We start from the raw sequence: 15,396 nt of genomic DNA on the forward strand, positions 1-15,396 counted from the left end.
TCACCACCGGTGACGCCCGCTGGCGCGTGTGCGCCCACCGCCTGCGGCGCGGGCCCAGTGGCCGCCCGCAGCGCGGGCGGCTTCGCCGGACCGCCGCGCGTCGGCCCGGCGCCATCGGGCAGGATCTGTGGTGACCGGGACACCAGTACCGAAACGGCAGGAGACTCCCGCATGAACCAGGCAGCAGGCGCCCGCTCCGGCAAGCCCGACGTGGGTCCGATCGAGGGCGCGCCCCCCGCCGACCTCCTCATCGAGGACATCACCGTCGGCGAGGGCCCGGAGGCCCAGCCGGGGCAGTTGGCCGACGTCCACTACGTGGGGGTCGCGCACTCCACCGGTCGCGAGTTCGACTCCTCCTGGAACCGGGGCGAGACCTTCGAGTTCCCGCTCGGCGGCGGGCAGGTCATCGCCGGTTGGGACCGGGGCGTCGTGGGCATGCGGGTCGGCGGCCGGCGCCGGCTGACCATCCCGCCGCACCTGGGCTACGGCGACCGGGGCGCCGGTGGCGTCATCAAGCCGGGCGAGACCCTGGTCTTCGTCGTCGACCTCGTCGGCGTCCGCTGAGCCACCGAGCCACGCACCCGGGGGCCGGCCCGCCACGCGCCGCAGGCCCCGATCGCCGGCCGGTCGGCCCTCACACGGCCGGCCGGTCGGCCGTCACACCGCCGGCCACCGGCTGGCACGCCGCCGGGCTGATCGGTGACGGGCTGAGCGGCCCGCCGGTCGGTCAGCAGGCCACCAGCTCCCGGTCGGCGCAGGGGTCGACGATCGGGATGACCCGATGCAGGCCGGTGGCCCGCAGCACCCGCACGACCACCGGATCGGGGCGCAGCAGCACCAGCTCCCCGCCCCGGGCGCGGATGCGCAGGTGAGCAGCGACCAGCGCCCGCACCCCGGCCGCCGAGAGCACGCGCACGCCGGAGAGGTCGAGCCGGAGCACCGGCCGGGCCGGGGCCGACCAGAGCGCGGAGCGGAACGCGGCGACCGTGGCGATGTCGACCTCACCGGTCGCCCGCACGTCCACCACGTGATCGTCCACGCTGATCTCGACGTGGAACCGATCCTCACGCTGCCCCATGACGACGAATCTAGCCCCCACCACCGACATTTCCGCCCTGCCCAGGGACGGTTCCGGGTCCGCCCAGGGTCATCCCCGGGGCCACCCTGATCCTCCTCAGGGAGGACGCGCCGGGGCCCCACGGGTGCGACGACACCGGGCGAGAATGGGCCATGGTCGATCCCCGCCCCCGCGCGCCCTGGCTGATCCGCCCCGTCCGCGAGCCCGCCACCGTCCCGCCCCCGCTCGACGGGCCGTGGGCACCCACCGACCGCCGGCTCGACTCCGCGGAGCTGCTGCCCCTGCCCGACGGCGTCGTGGGTCCCGAGGACGTGGTGGTGGACCCGTCCGGGCGCGTGGTCAGCGGCACCGAGGACGGCCGGCTCTGGTGGTGGCCGGTCGACGCGCCGGCGGGCACCCCGCCCCGGCCGCTCGCCGAGACCGGCGGCCGGCCGCTGGGCGTGGAGGTCGACCCGCGCGACGGCAGTCTCGTGGTGTGCGACGCGTACCGGGGGTTGCTGCGGGTGACAGCCGACGGGGCGGTGCGGGAGCTGGGCGGGCGCGGGGCGACACCGCACCTGGCCGACAACGCCGCCGTCGCCCGCGACGGCACCGTCTACTTCACCGACTCCTCCGACCGCTTTCCCGTCTCGCACTGGAAGCGGGACCTGCTGGAGCACCGGCCCAACGGGCGGGTCCTGGCGTACGACCCGCGCAGCGGGCACACCGACGTCGTCTGCGCGGGGCTCTACTTTCCCAACGGGATCGCGCTCACCCCGGACGAGTCGGCACTGATGCTGGTGGAGACCGCCACCCACCGGCTGGTGCGGGTCGCCCTGCCCGACGGGACGGTCACCGTGCTGGCCGACCTGCCGGCGTACCCGGACAACCTCGCGCCGGTCGGCGACGGGACGTACTGGATCGCACTGCCCAGCCCCCGGGTGCCGGTCGTCGAGCGGTTGCTGCCGCACCCCCGGCTGCGCCAGCTCGTGGCGGTGCTGCCGGCCGCCGTACAGCCGAAGCCGCTGCGCTACGGGCTGGTCGCGCTGGTGGACGGCGAAGGGCGGGTGCTGCGGACGCTGCACGGCCCGCGCGGGCGCTACGACATGGTCACCGGCGTGCGCCAGCACGGCGAACGTCTCTGGCTGGGCAGCCTCACCGGCCCGGGAATCGCGCGGGTGCCGCTTCCCTGAGCCACGGCGACACGGAGCGACGCCCCCTCCGACGGCACGACGGCCCTGCTCGAAGACCCGGGACCGGGGCCGACCGCCCCGGCACGCGGGGCCGGAACCGGCCGCCCCGGCGGCACGTCAGGGGCCGACCACTCCGGCACGCGGGCAGGGCCGGCCGCCCCGGCACGCAGGCCGGGGACCGGCCCGCTCGGCGGCGGACCGGTCCCGCGGATGTGCGTACCGTCGGGTCAGCCGCCGCGGACGGACGGCGCGGGCGCCGGGGAGCCGCCGGCCACGGCGCCCGGGTGCGGGGCCTGCGACGGCGCCGGCCCCAGCCCGGCCGGCACGGGCAGTGCGCTGCCCTTGACGAACTCGTTCCAGCCGACGTTCCAGGCGGTCCAGCCGTTGCCCTCGGTCAACTCGACCTCGGTGCCCTTGATGGTGACCAGGTCGCCGACCTGGGTGACGCCCATCAGCCAGTCCGCGGCCTCGTTGGAGACGTTGGTGCAGCCGTGCGAGACATTGGTGTTGCCCTGGTCCCCCACCGACCACGGCGCCGCGTGGATGAACTCGCCGCCCCAGGTGAGCCGCTGGGCGTCCTCGACGTCGACCACGTAGGGGTCGGCCGAGCCCCGGGTGTCGAACGTCGTGAACTCGTGCTTCTCCATGATCACCATCTTGCCGCTGGAGGTCGGCGTACTCGGCTTGCCCATGCTGACCGGGATCTTGCGGACCACCTTGCCGTCGCGCAGCACGGACATCTGCTTGGTCGCGTTGTCGATCTCCAGCGCGACCTGCTTGCCGATCTTCGAGGTGGCGGTCCGGTCGGAGTCACCGACGCGGTCCTTGCCGATGGGCAGGCCCTCCAGGCCGGCGCGGACGCTGATCGTGGTCCCCGGGCGCCAGAAATCGGGGGCCCGGTAATAGGCCTGGCTGCCGTCGGACACCCACGACCAGGTGCCCGGCTGCGGCGGGTCGGTCTTCACGAACAATCGGCGCTGCACGTCCGCCCTGGCCTCTTTCGGAATGGGCGGGTCGAAGGCGACGGTCACCGGCATGGCCGTGCCGTACGTCCGGTTGCCGGCGAAGTACAACGTGCTGGTGACCTCCGGTTTCGCCGACTCGGGCATCGTGGTGAAGGTGGTCTTCCGGACGGTGGTCCGTCCCGAGTCGCCGGTGGCGGTCACCTCCGCGGTGTAGGTTCGCCGCGGCTGCAACGGCCGGCTCGGCACCCAGGCCGACCCGTCCTCCCGTGGCTCCGCCTTGACCTGCGCGCCCTTGTCGTCGGTGATGCGCACGGCGGTGACCCGCCCGCCCTTGACGGCGGTGCCCACCTCGGCGCTGATCGGCACCTCGCGGGCGCGGTCGGCGGGCGTCACGGTCAACTCCGGCGCCGCCGCCTGGCCCTCGGCCGGCCGGGCGCCCGGTTTGCGGTCGGCGGTGCACCCGCCGAGGGCCAACGGCGTGGCCGCGATCGTCACGGCCAGCACCGTCAGTCGCCGCCTCAACTTCATGATGCGTCCCCCCGTTAATTGGTGTCCCTCCGCCACATTCTCTCCACAGCACCCGGATAGGCGCGCAATTTCGGAGAAATGGTGAATCGTTTTCGGAGGGCATTTGCCGGGCTGCGCGGAATGGGCTCACTCGGCCTCGTTTCCGGATCCGTCCGCCGATCGCCCGGCCCGCCACCGCCGGCGTCGACAGTCCGCCCTGTCCCGGTTGCGCCGGCCCGCGTGGTTCACCCCGGGAGGACCGTCCCGCCTCACCCCCGGGAGGCACCCGGGAGAAGGCGGCGACGCGCCCTCAGTTCCAGTCGTCGTCGCCGTGGTTGCGTTCCCACCGGCCGCCGACGGGCGGGGTGTCCATGCGGATGGCGGCGTCGGCGTTGCCGGCGAGGTCGTTGTCCTCCACCCGGCAGTCGACGCAACTGCCCTCGTCGGTGATCCACAGCCCGTGGTTCTGGGTGCTCGGGTTCTTGTTGTCCCAGATCCGGTTGCCCCGGATGGTGGCCGAGTCGACCGCCGCGTTGATCGTGATGCCGGCCCGCACCGGCGGCCCGGCCGGCAGGTCGTACGGCGTCCCCGGCGGCGGCGTGCCCCCGCTCCACCCGCTGGCGGCGTCGGGACGGATGGGGGCGAGGGTGAGCTGGGTGTCGTCGTTGGCCGCCACGGTGGCGATCCGGTCGCCGACGCGCACCACCTTGCCCCGGTGGCCGTCGTTCGGCCACGTCGCCCGCCGGTCCACCACCGTCCGCTCGCTGTAGCGCACCGAGTCGCCCTGCCCGCTCATCGCCGGCGCCCACTGCCGCCCGTTGTTGCGGATGCGGTTGCCGACGATGATGGCGTCGCGCAGCGGGCGGTCGATGCGGATGGCGTCGGCGCTGTTGCCGTAGAAGTCGTTGCTCTCGATGACGATCTCCTCGGCGACGCACTCCTCCGCCCCGCCGAGGTTGCGCTGGTGGTAGCCGTGCCGGCCGTTGCCGCTGATCCGGTTGCCACGGATCGTGTACGGGCCGGGGGTGTTGCCGATGCTGACCCCGTCGCCCAGGTTGCCGTCGATGACGCAGTCGGTGAGCAGCCCGGCCCGGCCGGCGGTGTGCGCGGTGCCCTTCGCCGAGACGTGAAAGCCCGCCTCCAGGTTCCCGGTCATGGTGCAGGCGGTGACGATCAGGCCGTTGGCGCCCCAGTCGGAGATGCCGAACCGGTTGCCCTGGGCGTGGCAGCCGATGATGCGTACGCCCCGGGGGCGCAGCGCGTCCGCGTACTGCAACTCCAGGAAGATCCCGTTGGTCGCGTTGGCCACCGCGCTGCAGTTGACGATGTTGAACCGCTCGACGCTGCCCCAGCCGCCGATGCCGACACCGATGCCCGCGCCACCCATCTCCGTGCCGTTGTCCAGCCGCCCGCAGCCGACCACCAGCACCCCGTCGATGAGGCAGTCCTGGAGGAAGTCGCAGCCCAGGCCGGTGGCGGCGGTGTGGTGGATGTACAGGTTGCGGAACATGCCCCGGACGACGTACTGCAGGCCGAGCCCCTTGGCGAGTGGGTTGTAGTCGGCCGACGCCACGCCGGAACCGTCGATCTCGAAGTCGGCGAAGGTGCAGTCGGCCAGGTGCCGGTCCCGGTCGGCCCCGTGCTGCTTCTCGGTGTAGAACGCCAGCGGCGCGGGGTCGGCCCGGTTGCCGGAGTTGCTGAGCACGAAGCGGGTCGCCCCGGGGCCGGCGCCGACGAGCGAGACGCCCGAACGCCAGACCGTGCCCGAGTCCCGCATCGAGTAGACCCCGGGCGGGCAGTAGATGATCCGGACCCGGCCGTCGGCCGCGTACGCGTTCCCGAGGCGGTCCACCAGCGCGGCCAGGGCCGGCTGGTCGTTGGTCGCGCCGTCACCGACCAGGCCGTGCTCGCGGGCGTCGCACAGCAACGGCGCACCGGCGACCGCGTGTGGGCGTACGCCACCGGCGAAGGGCATCTCCGGGTACGCCACCTCGTCCTCCCCTCGACGGGACAGCCCGGCCCGCATTCCCGGCCCGGTCCAGGGGAAACGCCCGCCGCGACGGCGACGGCCCCGGCCCGCCGGGAGGCGGAGCCGGGGCCGTCGCGCCGCATCAGAGGTTGGCGATCAGCAGCGCCGGCCGCTCGACGCAGTCGGCGACGTGGCGCAGGAAGCCGCCGGCCACCCCGCCGTCGCAGACCCGATGGTCGAAGGTCAGGCTGAGCTGCGTCACCTTCCGCACCGCGAGCTGCCCGTCCACCACCCACGGCTTGTCCACGATCCGGCCCACCCCGAGCAGCGCCGCCTCCGGGTGGTTGATGATCGGCGTGGAGCCGTCGACGCCGAAGACGCCGTAGTTGTTCAGCGTGAACGTGCCGCCGGTCAGCCGCGCCGGGGGCAGCGTGCCGGCCCGGGCGGCCGTGGTGGTCGCGGTCAGCTCGGCGGCCAGCTCGGCGGTGGTGAGCCGCTGCGCGTCCCGCAGCACCGGCACGACCAGCCCCCGGTCGGTCTGGGCGGCGATGCCCAGGTGCACCCCGGCCGACTGCACGATCCGCTCGCCCTCGGTGTCGACCCGCGCGTTGAGCTGCGGGTACTTGCGCAGGCCGGACAGGCAGATCCGGGCCAGCAGAGCCAGGATGCTCACCGGCGCGTCCGGGGTCGCCGCGTTGATCGCGGCCCGGGTCTCCAGCAGCCCCGTGGCGTCGACGTCCACCCAGATGGTCACCTCGGGGATCTCGCGCCGGCTGCGGGAGAGTTTGTCGGCGATCGCCTTGCGGATGCCGGTCAGCGGGACGATCACGTCCGCCGCCTCGGGCACGGCCGACACGACGGGCTGGTCCGGCACCGCCGCGAGCCGGGCGGCCGGCGACGACGCCTCGGCCACCGCGGCCTCCACGTCGGCGCGGCGCACCACCCCGCCCGGACCCGTGCCGCGCAGGGCGGCCAGGTCGAGGCCGTGCTCGCGGGCCAGCCGGCGCACGATCGGGGAGATGACCAGGGGCGCCGCGTCGCGCGGACGGTCCGCGGGCTCGGCGGCGGCCGGGCGGGGGTCGAGGGCCGTCGGGCGGGGGTCGGGGGCCGTCGGGCGGGGGTCGGGGGCCGCCGCGAGGCGGGGCCGGCGACGCCGCCGTCCCGCGCCGCCGTGGCCGGTGCCGTACCCGATCAGGACGTTTCCGGAGCCGGCGCGCTCCTCCTCGCGGTAGGTGGCGTGGCCGGCCGGCTCGTCGCCGGTCCCGCCGTCGCCGGCCAGCGGCGCGATGGTGATCAGCGGCTGGCCGACCGGGCGGGTCTCGCCGGCCGCGCCGTGCAGCGCCACGACCCGCCCGGCGTACGGGCAGGGCACGTCGACGACGGCCTTGGCGGTCTCCACCTCCACGACGGTCTGGTCCACCGTGACCACGTCGCCGACGGCGACCCGCCACTCGACGATCTCGGCTTCGCTCAGCCCTTCGCCCAGGTCGGGCAGGAGGAAGACCTGCGTCCCGTCCACGGTCGTCACGCCGCGCTCCCCCGGGTCACCCAGCGCTCGTCCGGCTGGTCGTCCCACTGGAGCCGGGCCACCGTGTCGAGCACCCGGTCCACCGACGGCAGGTGGGTGTGCTCCAGCATCGGCGCCGGGTACGGGATGTCCAGCCCGGACACCCGCAGCACCGGGGCGTGCAGGGCGTGGAAGCAGCGCTCCTGCACCCGGGCGGCGATCTCCGCGCCGACCCCGGCGAACCCCTGCGCCTCCTGGATCACCACGCACCGGCCGGTGCGCCGGACCGAGGCGGTGACGGTCTCGTCGTCGAACGGCACGATGCTGCGCACGTCCACGACCTCCAGGTCCCAGCCCTCCTCGCGGGCGGCCTCGGCGGCCTCCAGCGCCACCGGAACCGCCGGCCCGTACGCGACCAGCGTGGCGTCGCGGCCCGGCCGGCGCACGACGGCCCGGCCGATCGGCGCGGTCGTGGCCGGCAGCTCCGCGTCGGCGCTGGAGAAGTAGAGCTTCTTCGGCTCCATGAACACGACCGGGTCCGGGTCGTCGATCGCCTGGCGCAGCAGCGAGTACGCGTCCTCGACCGTCGCCGGGGTGACGACCTTCAGCCCCGGCGTGTGGGCGTAGTACGCCTCGGACGAGTCGCAGTGGTGCTCGACTCCGCCGATGCCGCCGGCGTAGGGCACCCGGATGACGATCGGCACGCTCAGCGCGCCGCGGGTGCGGTTGCGCAGCTTCGCCACGTGCGAGGCGATCTGCTCGAACGCCGGGTACGCGAACGCGTCGAACTGCATCTCGACCACCGGGCGCAGCCCGGACATGGCCAGGCCGACGGCGAAGCCGACGATGCCGGCCTCGGCGAGCGGGGTGTCGAAGCAGCGCTTGTCACCGAAGCGGGCCTGGAGGCCGTCGGTGATCCGGAAGACGCCGCCGAGCGCCCCGACGTCCTCGCCGAAGACGAGCACCCGGTCGTCGTCGAGCATCGCGTCGGCGAGCGCGGCGTTGAGCGCCTTCGCCATGGTCAGGGCGGCCATCAGCGCTCACTCTCCTCGTCCGCGGCGGCGGCCAGCTCGGCGCGGACCTGCTCGCGCTGCTCGACCAGCTGCGGGGTGGGCTCGGCGTATACGTGGTCGAACAGGCTCATCGGGTCGACCGTCGGCTGCGCGTTCATCCGGGTGCGCAGGTCGGCGGCGTACGCCTCGGCCTCCTCGGCGACGGCGGCCACGCCCGCGTCGTCGAGCACGCCGCGCGAGCGCAGGTACGCCTCCAGGCGGGCCACCGGGTCGCGGTCCCGCCACGCCTCGACCTCGGCGCCGTCGCGGTAGCGGGTGGCGTCGTCGGCGTTGGTGTGCGGCTCCATCCGGTAGGTGTGCGCCTCGACCAGGAACGGGCCCCTGCCGGCGCGGGCGTGCTCGACCGCGCGGGTGAGCACCGCGAGGACGGCCACCGGGTCGTTGCCGTCGACCTGCTCGCTGGGCACGCCGTAGCCGACGCCCTTGTACGCCAGCGACGGGGCGGCGGTCTGCCGGGACAGCGGGACGCTGATGGCGTACCGGTTGTTCTGCACGAAGTAGACGACGGGGGCCTTGAACACGGCGGCGAAGTTGACGCCCTCGTGGAAGTCGCCCTCGCTGGTGGCGCCGTCGCCGATGAACGCCAGCGCCACGGTGTCCCGCCCCTGGTACGCCTCGCCGTAGGCCAGCCCGGCGGCGTGCACGCACTGCGTCGCCAGCGGGGTGCACTGCGGGGCGGTGCGCCGCTCGGCGGGGTCGTACCCGCAGTGCCAGTCGCCGCGCAGCAGCGTCAGCACCTCGACCGGGTCGATGCCCCGGGAGACCAGCGCCATGGACTCCCGGTAGGTCGGGAAGACCCAGTCGTCCTCGCGCAGGGCGAGGACGGCGCCGACCTGGCAGGCCTCCTGGCCACGCGAGGACGGGTAGACGGCCAGCCGGCCCTGCTTGGTCAGGGCGGTGGCCTGGACGTCGAAGCGGCGGCCGATCACCATCCGCCGGTACATCTCGACGAGCGCCTCGACGGGCGGCTCGGGGTAGTCGGCGGGGGCGGGCAGCGGCGTGCCGGTGGGATCGAGCAGGCGTACCGGCTCGGTGGCCGGCAGCAGCGGCTTGGCCGGGTCGGGTGGGGTGGCCTTCCGGCGGCTGCGCGGGGATGCCCTGCGGACCGCCTCGGGTGTGGTCGTCACGGCGGGACCTCCTGGGACGTGTGGTGGGCCTATGCTCCTGCCGTCGGATGATTGACTCAAGATCCATGACAAACGCGGGACGGATGGCATGCGAGAGGCACCCAGATGAGCCAGGAATCCGGGGCGGGCGGGGAGCCGGCGGCCGGAACGGGACGTTCGGCCCGCCCCCTCGACGAGGTCGACCGGCGCATCCTCGACGAACTGGTCCGTGACGGCCGCACCTCGGTGCGCACCCTCGCCGAGCGGATCCACATCTCCCGTACCAACGCCTACGCCCGGGTGGAGCGGCTGCTACGCGACGGGGTGATCACCGGGTTCCGGGCGCAGGTCGCACCCGAGGCGGCGGGGCTGGGCACCTCGGCGTACGTCGCGTTGAAGATCGAGCAGAACACGTGGCGCGAGGTGTCGGCGGAGCTGGCCCGGGTGCGCTACATCGAGCACGCCGCGCTGCTCGGCGGCGACCACGACGTCCTCGCCCTGGTCCGGGCGCCGGACAACGCAACCCTGCGGGACGTGGTGCTGGGCCGGGTGCAGAGCATCGCCGGGGTGCTGTCGACCCGCACGTGGCTGGTCTTCGACGAGTTCGACGGCGAGCGCAGCCCGTGGGAGTGAAGCGGCGCAGCGGCCTCCCCGCTCAGCGCTCCGGCGGAGCCTCCAGCCCTTCCCGGTCGGCCAGTTCCAGCAGCGGTTCCAGGGAGAAGCGCCGGTCGTCGAGGCCGGCGTGCGGGTCGCCGCACTCGGCGAACCGGGCGGGCATCGTGGTGACGTCGAAGTCCTCCGGCCGCACGTCGTCCAGCTCGGACCAGTCCAGCGGCGCGGAGACCAGGGCCTTCGGGGTGGGACGGATGGAGTACGCCGAGGCCATCGTGTGGTCCCGGGACATCTGGTTGTAGTCGATGAAGACCGGGCGGTCCCGCTGCTCCCGCCACCAGGTGGTGGTGACCAGGTCCGGCAGCCGGCGTTGCAGCTCGCGGCCCAGCGCCAGCACCGCCCGCCGGCAGTCGCCGAAACTCCACCGGGGCTCGATCGACAGGTAGATGTGCAGGCCCCGCCCGCCGGTGGTCTTCGGGTAGCCGGTCAGGCCCAGCTCGTCGAGGAACGCGCGCACCTCGTGGGCGACCGGCACCACCTGGTCGAAGCCCACCCCGGGCATCGGGTCGAGGTCGATCCGCAACTGGTCGGGCCGCTCGACGTCGGCGGCGGAGACCGGCCACGGGTGGAACCGCAGCGTGCCGAGGTTGGCCGCCCAGATCACCACGGCCAGCTCGCTCGGCGCGATCTCGTCGGCCGTACGCCCGCTCGGGAACGTGATGTGCGCGGTGCGGACCCACTCGGGCGCGCCCGCCGGCAGCCGCTTCTGGTAGAAGGCGTCGCCCCGGTTGTCCTGCCGGGTGCCGATCTTCGCACCCTCGAAGACGCCGCGCGGCCACCGCTCCAGCATCGTCGGCCGGTCCCGCAGGGCGCGCAGGATGCCGTCGCCGACGGCGAGGAAATAGCGCACCACGTCCAATTTGGTCAGCCCCAGTTCCGGGAAGTAGGGCTTGTCCGGACTGGAGACGCGGACGACCCGCTCCCCCACCGTGATCTCCTCGGCCGCCGTCGCCACGTCTCACACCGTAGCGGTGACCGGCCGGCGCCGTGGGCCAGCGCCCCGGGCCCGGGCCGGGTTCGCCGCAGGGGCGGGCCGGGTTCGGGCGGTCGGGAGGCCGGCCGGGCCTGGGTCGTTCGGGCGGTCGGGAGGTCTGCCGGGCCTGGGTCGTTTCGGGCGGAGAGGAGGCCGGGACGCGGGCGGTGAGAGGCGGCCGAGTCGCTCAGGCGATCAGCATGATCGAGTCGCTCAGGCGATCAGCATGATGCCGACGATCACAAGCGGCAGGCCCACGAAGAGGAAGACCCCGATGCCGGTCAGCACCCGCCCGCCGCCCCCGCTCTCCCGCTCGGGTGCGAGCCCGAAGATGGTCCGGGCGTCGAGCATGCCGATCCGGCTCAGGGTCAGGTCGCTGGTCACGCCGAGCAGGGTGCCGACGACCACGAGGGCGACGCCGAACCGGTAGCGGAAGTCGCCACCCGCGACCGCCACCCAGATCCCCGCCGAAGCCGCGACCACGACGAGCGCGATCACGAACAGCACGAGCGCCTCGCGCAGACCCCTGACGACCGTCATCGGCGGCTCCATCCCGTGCGACCCGGATGGACATTGTCCACGTCGACAGCGGTCCGCGCTGCCCCCGCGCGCCGGTCGTACGCGGCGGGGGCCGGGCGGCCCGTCTCGGGCCCCGGCCCCCGCCGGCTGTGGTCAGCTCATGTCCTCCTGAAGGCGCGCCATGAGCATCTTCTTGCCCTGCTCGCCCGCCTTGCGGTTGTTCTCCTGGATCTTCCGGAACCAGGTCGCCAGTTCCGAGTCGCCCCGAGCGTCCGCGTCGGCGATGTAGGTGTCCAGTTGCCAGATGTGCTTCAGCGACATCTGCAGCGCGTGGATCAGGTCGTAGTTCTGATCCTTCACCGGGCTGATCTTTTCCTTCGTCATGGTCGCCACGGAATACCTCCCCGTCTCGCTGTTCGGTGGCGGCAGCGCTTACCCGGCCTGCCGCCGTTCACGCCCGCGACCGGGGCGCCGGAGGGGCGCACGACACCGCCGGCCGCACGGGTGGGCGCGGTTATCCAGGTCGGGCCCCGGGTAGGGGTTGCCGCATGGCGGAACTGGCAGCGCTCTGGATCGTCCGACACGGCGAGAGCACGGCGAACGTGGCGGCCACGGCGGCGGAGGCGTCCGGCGCCGAGCTGATCGACCTGACCCACCGGGACGCGGACGTGCCGCTGAGCCCGACCGGCGAGGAGCAGGCGCGGGCCACTGCGCGGTGGCTGGCCGGGCTGCCCGAGGGCCGCCGACCGGACGTCGCGGTGGTGTCGCCGTACCTGCGGGCGGTGCAGACCGCCGAGCTGGCCCTGGCCGGCACCGGGATCCCGCTCAGCCGGGACGAGCGGCTGCGCGACCGGGAACTCGGCATCCTGGACGGGCTGACCGGGCACGGGGTGCGCCGCCGCCATCCGGACGAGGCGGAGCGCCGGGACCGGCTCGGCAAGTTCTACTACCGGCCGCCGGGCGGCGAGTCCTGGACGGACGTGGCCCTGCGCCTACGTGCCCTGCTGGGCGACCTGCGCCGCGACCACGAGGGCCGGCGGGCGCTGCTGTTCGGCCACGACGCCCTGGTCTTCCTGATCCGTTACCTGGTGGAGGGGCTCACCGAGGCGGAGCTGATGGCGCTGACCCAGGAGCAGGTGATCGCCAACTGCTCCGTCACGGGCTGGTCCGCCGGGCCGGACGGCCGGCTGACCCCTGACGTGTTCAACGACGTCGGCCACCTGCGGACACAGGGCGCCCGGCCGACCAGGGAGGACGAGGTCCATGCCGAACCGGTCTGACACCCGGGTGATCACCCCCGGCCTGCTGCGGGACTGGGCGCTGCCCGTGCCGACCGGCGGCAAGGAGGCACGCGGCACGGTGCTGGTGGTCGGCGGCTCGCGGTTCACCCCCGGCGCGGTGCTGCTCGCCGGCGTGGCGGCACTGCGGGCCGGGGCGGGCGTGCTGCAACTGGCCGCGGCCGAGTCGACCGCCGCCGCGCTGAGCATCCAGGTGCCCGAGGCGCTGGTGGTGGGCCTGCCCGAGACCGCCGACGGCGCGGTCGCCGGACGGCCCGGCGAGCTGCTGGCCGACCTGGTGGCCGACGCCGACGTGGTCGCCGTCGGCCCGGGCCTCAAGGACATCGACGAGACGGCACGCCTGCTGCGCCTCGTGCTCGACGCGGCCGCCCGGGAGACGGCGCTGGTGCTCGACGCGTACGCCCTAGGGGCGCTCAGCCACGCCCCGGACCTGCTGGTCGGCGCCGGGCGGCCGGTGGTGCTGACGCCCAACCTCACCGAGGCCCGGCACCTGCTCGGCCGTGACCCCGGCGACGACCTGGACGCCGACGCGATCGAGCTGGCCCGCCGGTACGACGCCGTCGTCTCGCTCTACGGCCACATCGCCGCCCCGGACGGCCGGAGCTGGCGGGAGGAGAGCGGCGACGCCGGACTCGGCACGTCCGGCAGCGGGGACGTCCGGGCCGGGCTGCTCGCCGGGCTGCTGTCCCGCGGCACCGAGCCGGCGCAGGCGGCGTGCTGGGCGGCGTTCGCCCACGCGGTCAGCGGCCAGCGGCTGGTGCCGCGGTACGGCCGGATCGGGTTCCTCGCCCGGGAGCTGCTCGACGAGATCCCCCACACCCTCGCCACCGTCTGACACCCTTTTGTCTGGCCGAACGGATGTGTGTAACGCCACACCGCGCTCCTACGCTGGTCCATCGGAGGCGGGCGTCCCGCCCTCCTCCCGCCGGCCGCTCCCCGCCAGGGGGCGTACCCGGCTGGAAACAGCCCCCTGGGAGTCTGTGTGAAGAACCTCCGTCGCAAGACACTGGCTGCCGCGTCCGCCGTGACGCTCGGCGTCGGCCTCGCCGTCGCCGGCGGGCTGGCCCCGGCGGCGTCGGCCGCCAGCCCGGACACCACGTTCCTGGTGCTCGCCCCTCAGGGCGCCAAGACCGACAAGGCGGCCGCCCGCGTGGCCGCCGCCAAGGGCACCGTGGTGGCCAGCTACGACCAGATCGGCGTGCTCGTCGTCCGGTCGACCAACCCCGACTTCGCAACTGACGTGGCGGGCGCGGGCGTCGACTCGGTGGCGTCCACGGCCGGCCTGGGCACCGCCCTCGACGAGGGCGAGACCCTGGAGGTCTCCGCGGCCGGGGCGGTCAACACGACCGCCGACCCGACCAAGGAGCCCCTCTTCGGTCAGCAGTGGGACATGCCGATGATCGACGTCCCGCAGGCCCACGCCGTCAACGCCGGCCGCGCCGACGTGGTCGTGGGCGTGCTGGACAGCGGCATCTCCTCCAGCCACCCCGACCTGGCCAGCCAGATCGCCAAGAACAAGAGTGCGTCCTGCATCGGTGGGGTCTCCGACACCACCGAGGCCGCCTGGAACCCGACCACCTCCGACCACGGCACCCACGTGGCCGGCACCATCGCCGCCGCCGTCAACGGCGTCGGAGTGACCGGCGTCGCGCCGGGCGTCAAGGTGGCCGCCGTGAAGGTGGTCAACGACGACGGCTACATCTTCCCGGAGGCCGCGGTCTGCGGGTTCATGTGGGCCGCCGAGCAGGGCATGCAGCTGACCAACAACAGCTACTACATCGACCCGTGGCAGTTGAACTGCCGCAACGACGCGCGTCAGCGCCCGGTGTGGAAGGCGGTCCAGCGGGCCCTGCGTTACTCGCAGAGCAAGGGCGTGCTGCACGTCGCGTCCGCGGGCAACTCCAACTGGGACCTGGCCCACAAGATCACCGACACGGGCAGCCCGAACAACGGGACGCCCGAGGAGCGCGAGAACCTCACCAGCTCCTGCCTCGTCCTGCCGGGCGAGGCGCCGGGCGTGGTGACGGTCTCGGCCGTGGGCCCGACCGGGGAGAAGAGCTACTACTCCTCGTACGGCCAGGGCGTGGTCGAGGTGACGGCGCCGGGTGGCGACACCCGCTTCCGTACGCAGGGCGTCCGCTCCACGCTGACCGACGGCATCCTGTCCACCACCTACAACACCGCCACGAAGACCAACGGCTGGGGCTACAAGCAGGGCACGTCGATGTCCTCGCCGCACGCCGCCGGCGTGGCCGCCCTCGCCGTGTCGGCGCACCCGGGCATGACCCCGGGCCAGCTGTCGGCCTTCCTGGGCAACACCGCCGAGTCGATCCCCTGCCCCAGCGGTGTCTACAACCCGGTGCCGCTGATCGCGGCCGGCCCGAACGCCTACGACGCCACCTGCTCCGGCGGGCAGCGCAACGGGTTCTACGGCGCCGGCATGGTCAACGCGTACAACGTGGTGAGGTAGCCACTCGCACGACCTGTGGTGGGGCCCGGCGGCATTCCGCCGGGCCCCACCCGTTTTCGCTGCTCACGGCCGGGGTAGGGGATGAGG

The 15,396-nt window shown here is 74.1% G+C and carries 15 protein-coding genes; 6 read left to right on the forward strand and 9 right to left on the reverse strand.

Features of this window, described 5'->3' with window-relative positions; all coding sequences use genetic code 11:
- The first annotated feature begins 171 nt into the window (after positions 1-171).
- Positions 172-564, forward strand: coding sequence for an FKBP-type peptidyl-prolyl cis-trans isomerase (locus tag GA0070606_RS03930; RefSeq protein ID WP_091095158.1), 393 nt, complete (start codon positions 172-174; stop codon positions 562-564).
- 163 nt (positions 565-727) lie between these two features.
- Here the strand turns inward: GA0070606_RS03930 and GA0070606_RS03935 are convergent, their stop codons facing one another.
- Entirely contained in the window at positions 728-1,078 is a 351-nt protein-coding gene (locus GA0070606_RS03935) for an STAS domain-containing protein (RefSeq protein WP_091095160.1), read from the reverse strand.
- Between the two features lie 152 nt (positions 1,079-1,230).
- Between GA0070606_RS03935 and GA0070606_RS03940 the strand changes: the two genes are divergently transcribed.
- The gene (locus tag GA0070606_RS03940; RefSeq protein ID WP_091095162.1) at positions 1,231-2,250 is read left to right on the forward strand and encodes an SMP-30/gluconolactonase/LRE family protein; all 1,020 of its coding nucleotides are present in this window, start codon (positions 1,231-1,233) and stop codon (positions 2,248-2,250) included.
- Positions 2,251-2,477: 227 nt separating this feature from the next.
- Here the strand turns inward: GA0070606_RS03940 and GA0070606_RS03945 are convergent, their stop codons facing one another.
- From GA0070606_RS03945 to pdhA, 5 genes are all read right to left on the reverse strand, one after another.
- Positions 2,478-3,743: a L,D-transpeptidase gene (locus GA0070606_RS03945; RefSeq protein ID WP_091095164.1), complete on the reverse strand. Its 1,266-nt coding sequence runs from the start codon at positions 3,741-3,743 to the stop codon at positions 2,478-2,480.
- A gap of 289 nt (positions 3,744-4,032) precedes the next feature.
- Positions 4,033-5,697 (reverse strand): right-handed parallel beta-helix repeat-containing protein, encoded by a 1,665-nt coding sequence (locus GA0070606_RS03950; protein WP_091107245.1) that lies wholly within the window; start codon positions 5,695-5,697, stop codon positions 4,033-4,035.
- Between the two features lie 136 nt (positions 5,698-5,833).
- A complete protein-coding gene (locus GA0070606_RS03955) occupies positions 5,834-7,219 on the reverse strand; it encodes a dihydrolipoamide acetyltransferase family protein (RefSeq protein ID WP_091095166.1) in 1,386 nt (461 codons plus the stop codon).
- Positions 7,216-8,232 (reverse strand): alpha-ketoacid dehydrogenase subunit beta, encoded by a 1,017-nt coding sequence (locus tag GA0070606_RS03960; RefSeq protein ID WP_091095168.1) that lies wholly within the window; start codon positions 8,230-8,232, stop codon positions 7,216-7,218. Before GA0070606_RS03960 ends, GA0070606_RS03955 begins: the two co-directional genes overlap by 4 nt.
- The gene (gene pdhA / locus GA0070606_RS03965; protein ID WP_091095170.1) at positions 8,232-9,398 is read right to left on the reverse strand and encodes a pyruvate dehydrogenase (acetyl-transferring) E1 component subunit alpha; all 1,167 of its coding nucleotides are present in this window, start codon (positions 9,396-9,398) and stop codon (positions 8,232-8,234) included. The genes GA0070606_RS03960 and pdhA overlap by 1 nt, the downstream gene beginning before the upstream one ends.
- A gap of 105 nt (positions 9,399-9,503) precedes the next feature.
- On the opposite strand from pdhA, the gene GA0070606_RS03970 reads away from it, so the two are divergent.
- Positions 9,504-10,010 (forward strand): Lrp/AsnC family transcriptional regulator, encoded by a 507-nt coding sequence (locus GA0070606_RS03970; RefSeq protein WP_091095171.1) that lies wholly within the window; start codon positions 9,504-9,506, stop codon positions 10,008-10,010.
- 22 nt (positions 10,011-10,032) lie between these two features.
- On the opposite strand, the gene GA0070606_RS03975 is transcribed toward GA0070606_RS03970, so the two are convergent.
- From GA0070606_RS03975 to GA0070606_RS03985, 3 genes are all read right to left on the reverse strand, one after another.
- Positions 10,033-11,004 carry a DNA polymerase domain-containing protein gene (locus GA0070606_RS03975; protein ID WP_091095173.1) on the reverse strand — a complete coding sequence of 324 codons (972 nt, stop codon included), beginning with the start codon at positions 11,002-11,004 and terminating at the stop codon, positions 10,033-10,035.
- A gap of 231 nt (positions 11,005-11,235) precedes the next feature.
- Positions 11,236-11,562, reverse strand: a complete 327-nt coding sequence (locus tag GA0070606_RS03980; RefSeq protein ID WP_091107247.1) for a hypothetical protein — start codon at positions 11,560-11,562, stop codon at positions 11,236-11,238.
- A gap of 132 nt (positions 11,563-11,694) precedes the next feature.
- The gene (locus tag GA0070606_RS03985) at positions 11,695-11,901 is read right to left on the reverse strand and encodes a hypothetical protein (RefSeq protein ID WP_245724562.1); all 207 of its coding nucleotides are present in this window, start codon (positions 11,899-11,901) and stop codon (positions 11,695-11,697) included.
- A gap of 188 nt (positions 11,902-12,089) precedes the next feature.
- Here GA0070606_RS03985 and GA0070606_RS03990 point away from each other — a divergent pair, with 188 nt between their 5' ends.
- The 3 genes from GA0070606_RS03990 to GA0070606_RS04000 all read left to right on the forward strand — a co-directional run bounded on the left by GA0070606_RS03990 (position 12,090) and on the right by GA0070606_RS04000 (position 15,309).
- On the forward strand, positions 12,090-12,821 hold the full coding sequence (locus GA0070606_RS03990; protein ID WP_091095175.1) for a histidine phosphatase family protein: 732 nt from the start codon (positions 12,090-12,092) through the stop codon (positions 12,819-12,821).
- Positions 12,805-13,674, forward strand: coding sequence for an NAD(P)H-hydrate dehydratase (locus GA0070606_RS03995; RefSeq protein WP_091095177.1), 870 nt, complete (start codon positions 12,805-12,807; stop codon positions 13,672-13,674). The genes GA0070606_RS03990 and GA0070606_RS03995 overlap by 17 nt, the downstream gene beginning before the upstream one ends.
- Positions 13,675-13,821: 147 nt before the next feature.
- Complete coding sequence (locus GA0070606_RS04000; protein WP_091095180.1) at positions 13,822-15,309, forward strand: S8 family peptidase; 1,488 nt, start codon at positions 13,822-13,824, stop codon at positions 15,307-15,309.
- The last annotated feature ends 87 nt before the right edge of the window (positions 15,310-15,396 follow it).

This window comes from Micromonospora citrea (assembly GCF_900090315.1).
Classification (GTDB): Bacteria; Actinomycetota; Actinomycetes; order Mycobacteriales; family Micromonosporaceae; genus Micromonospora; species Micromonospora citrea.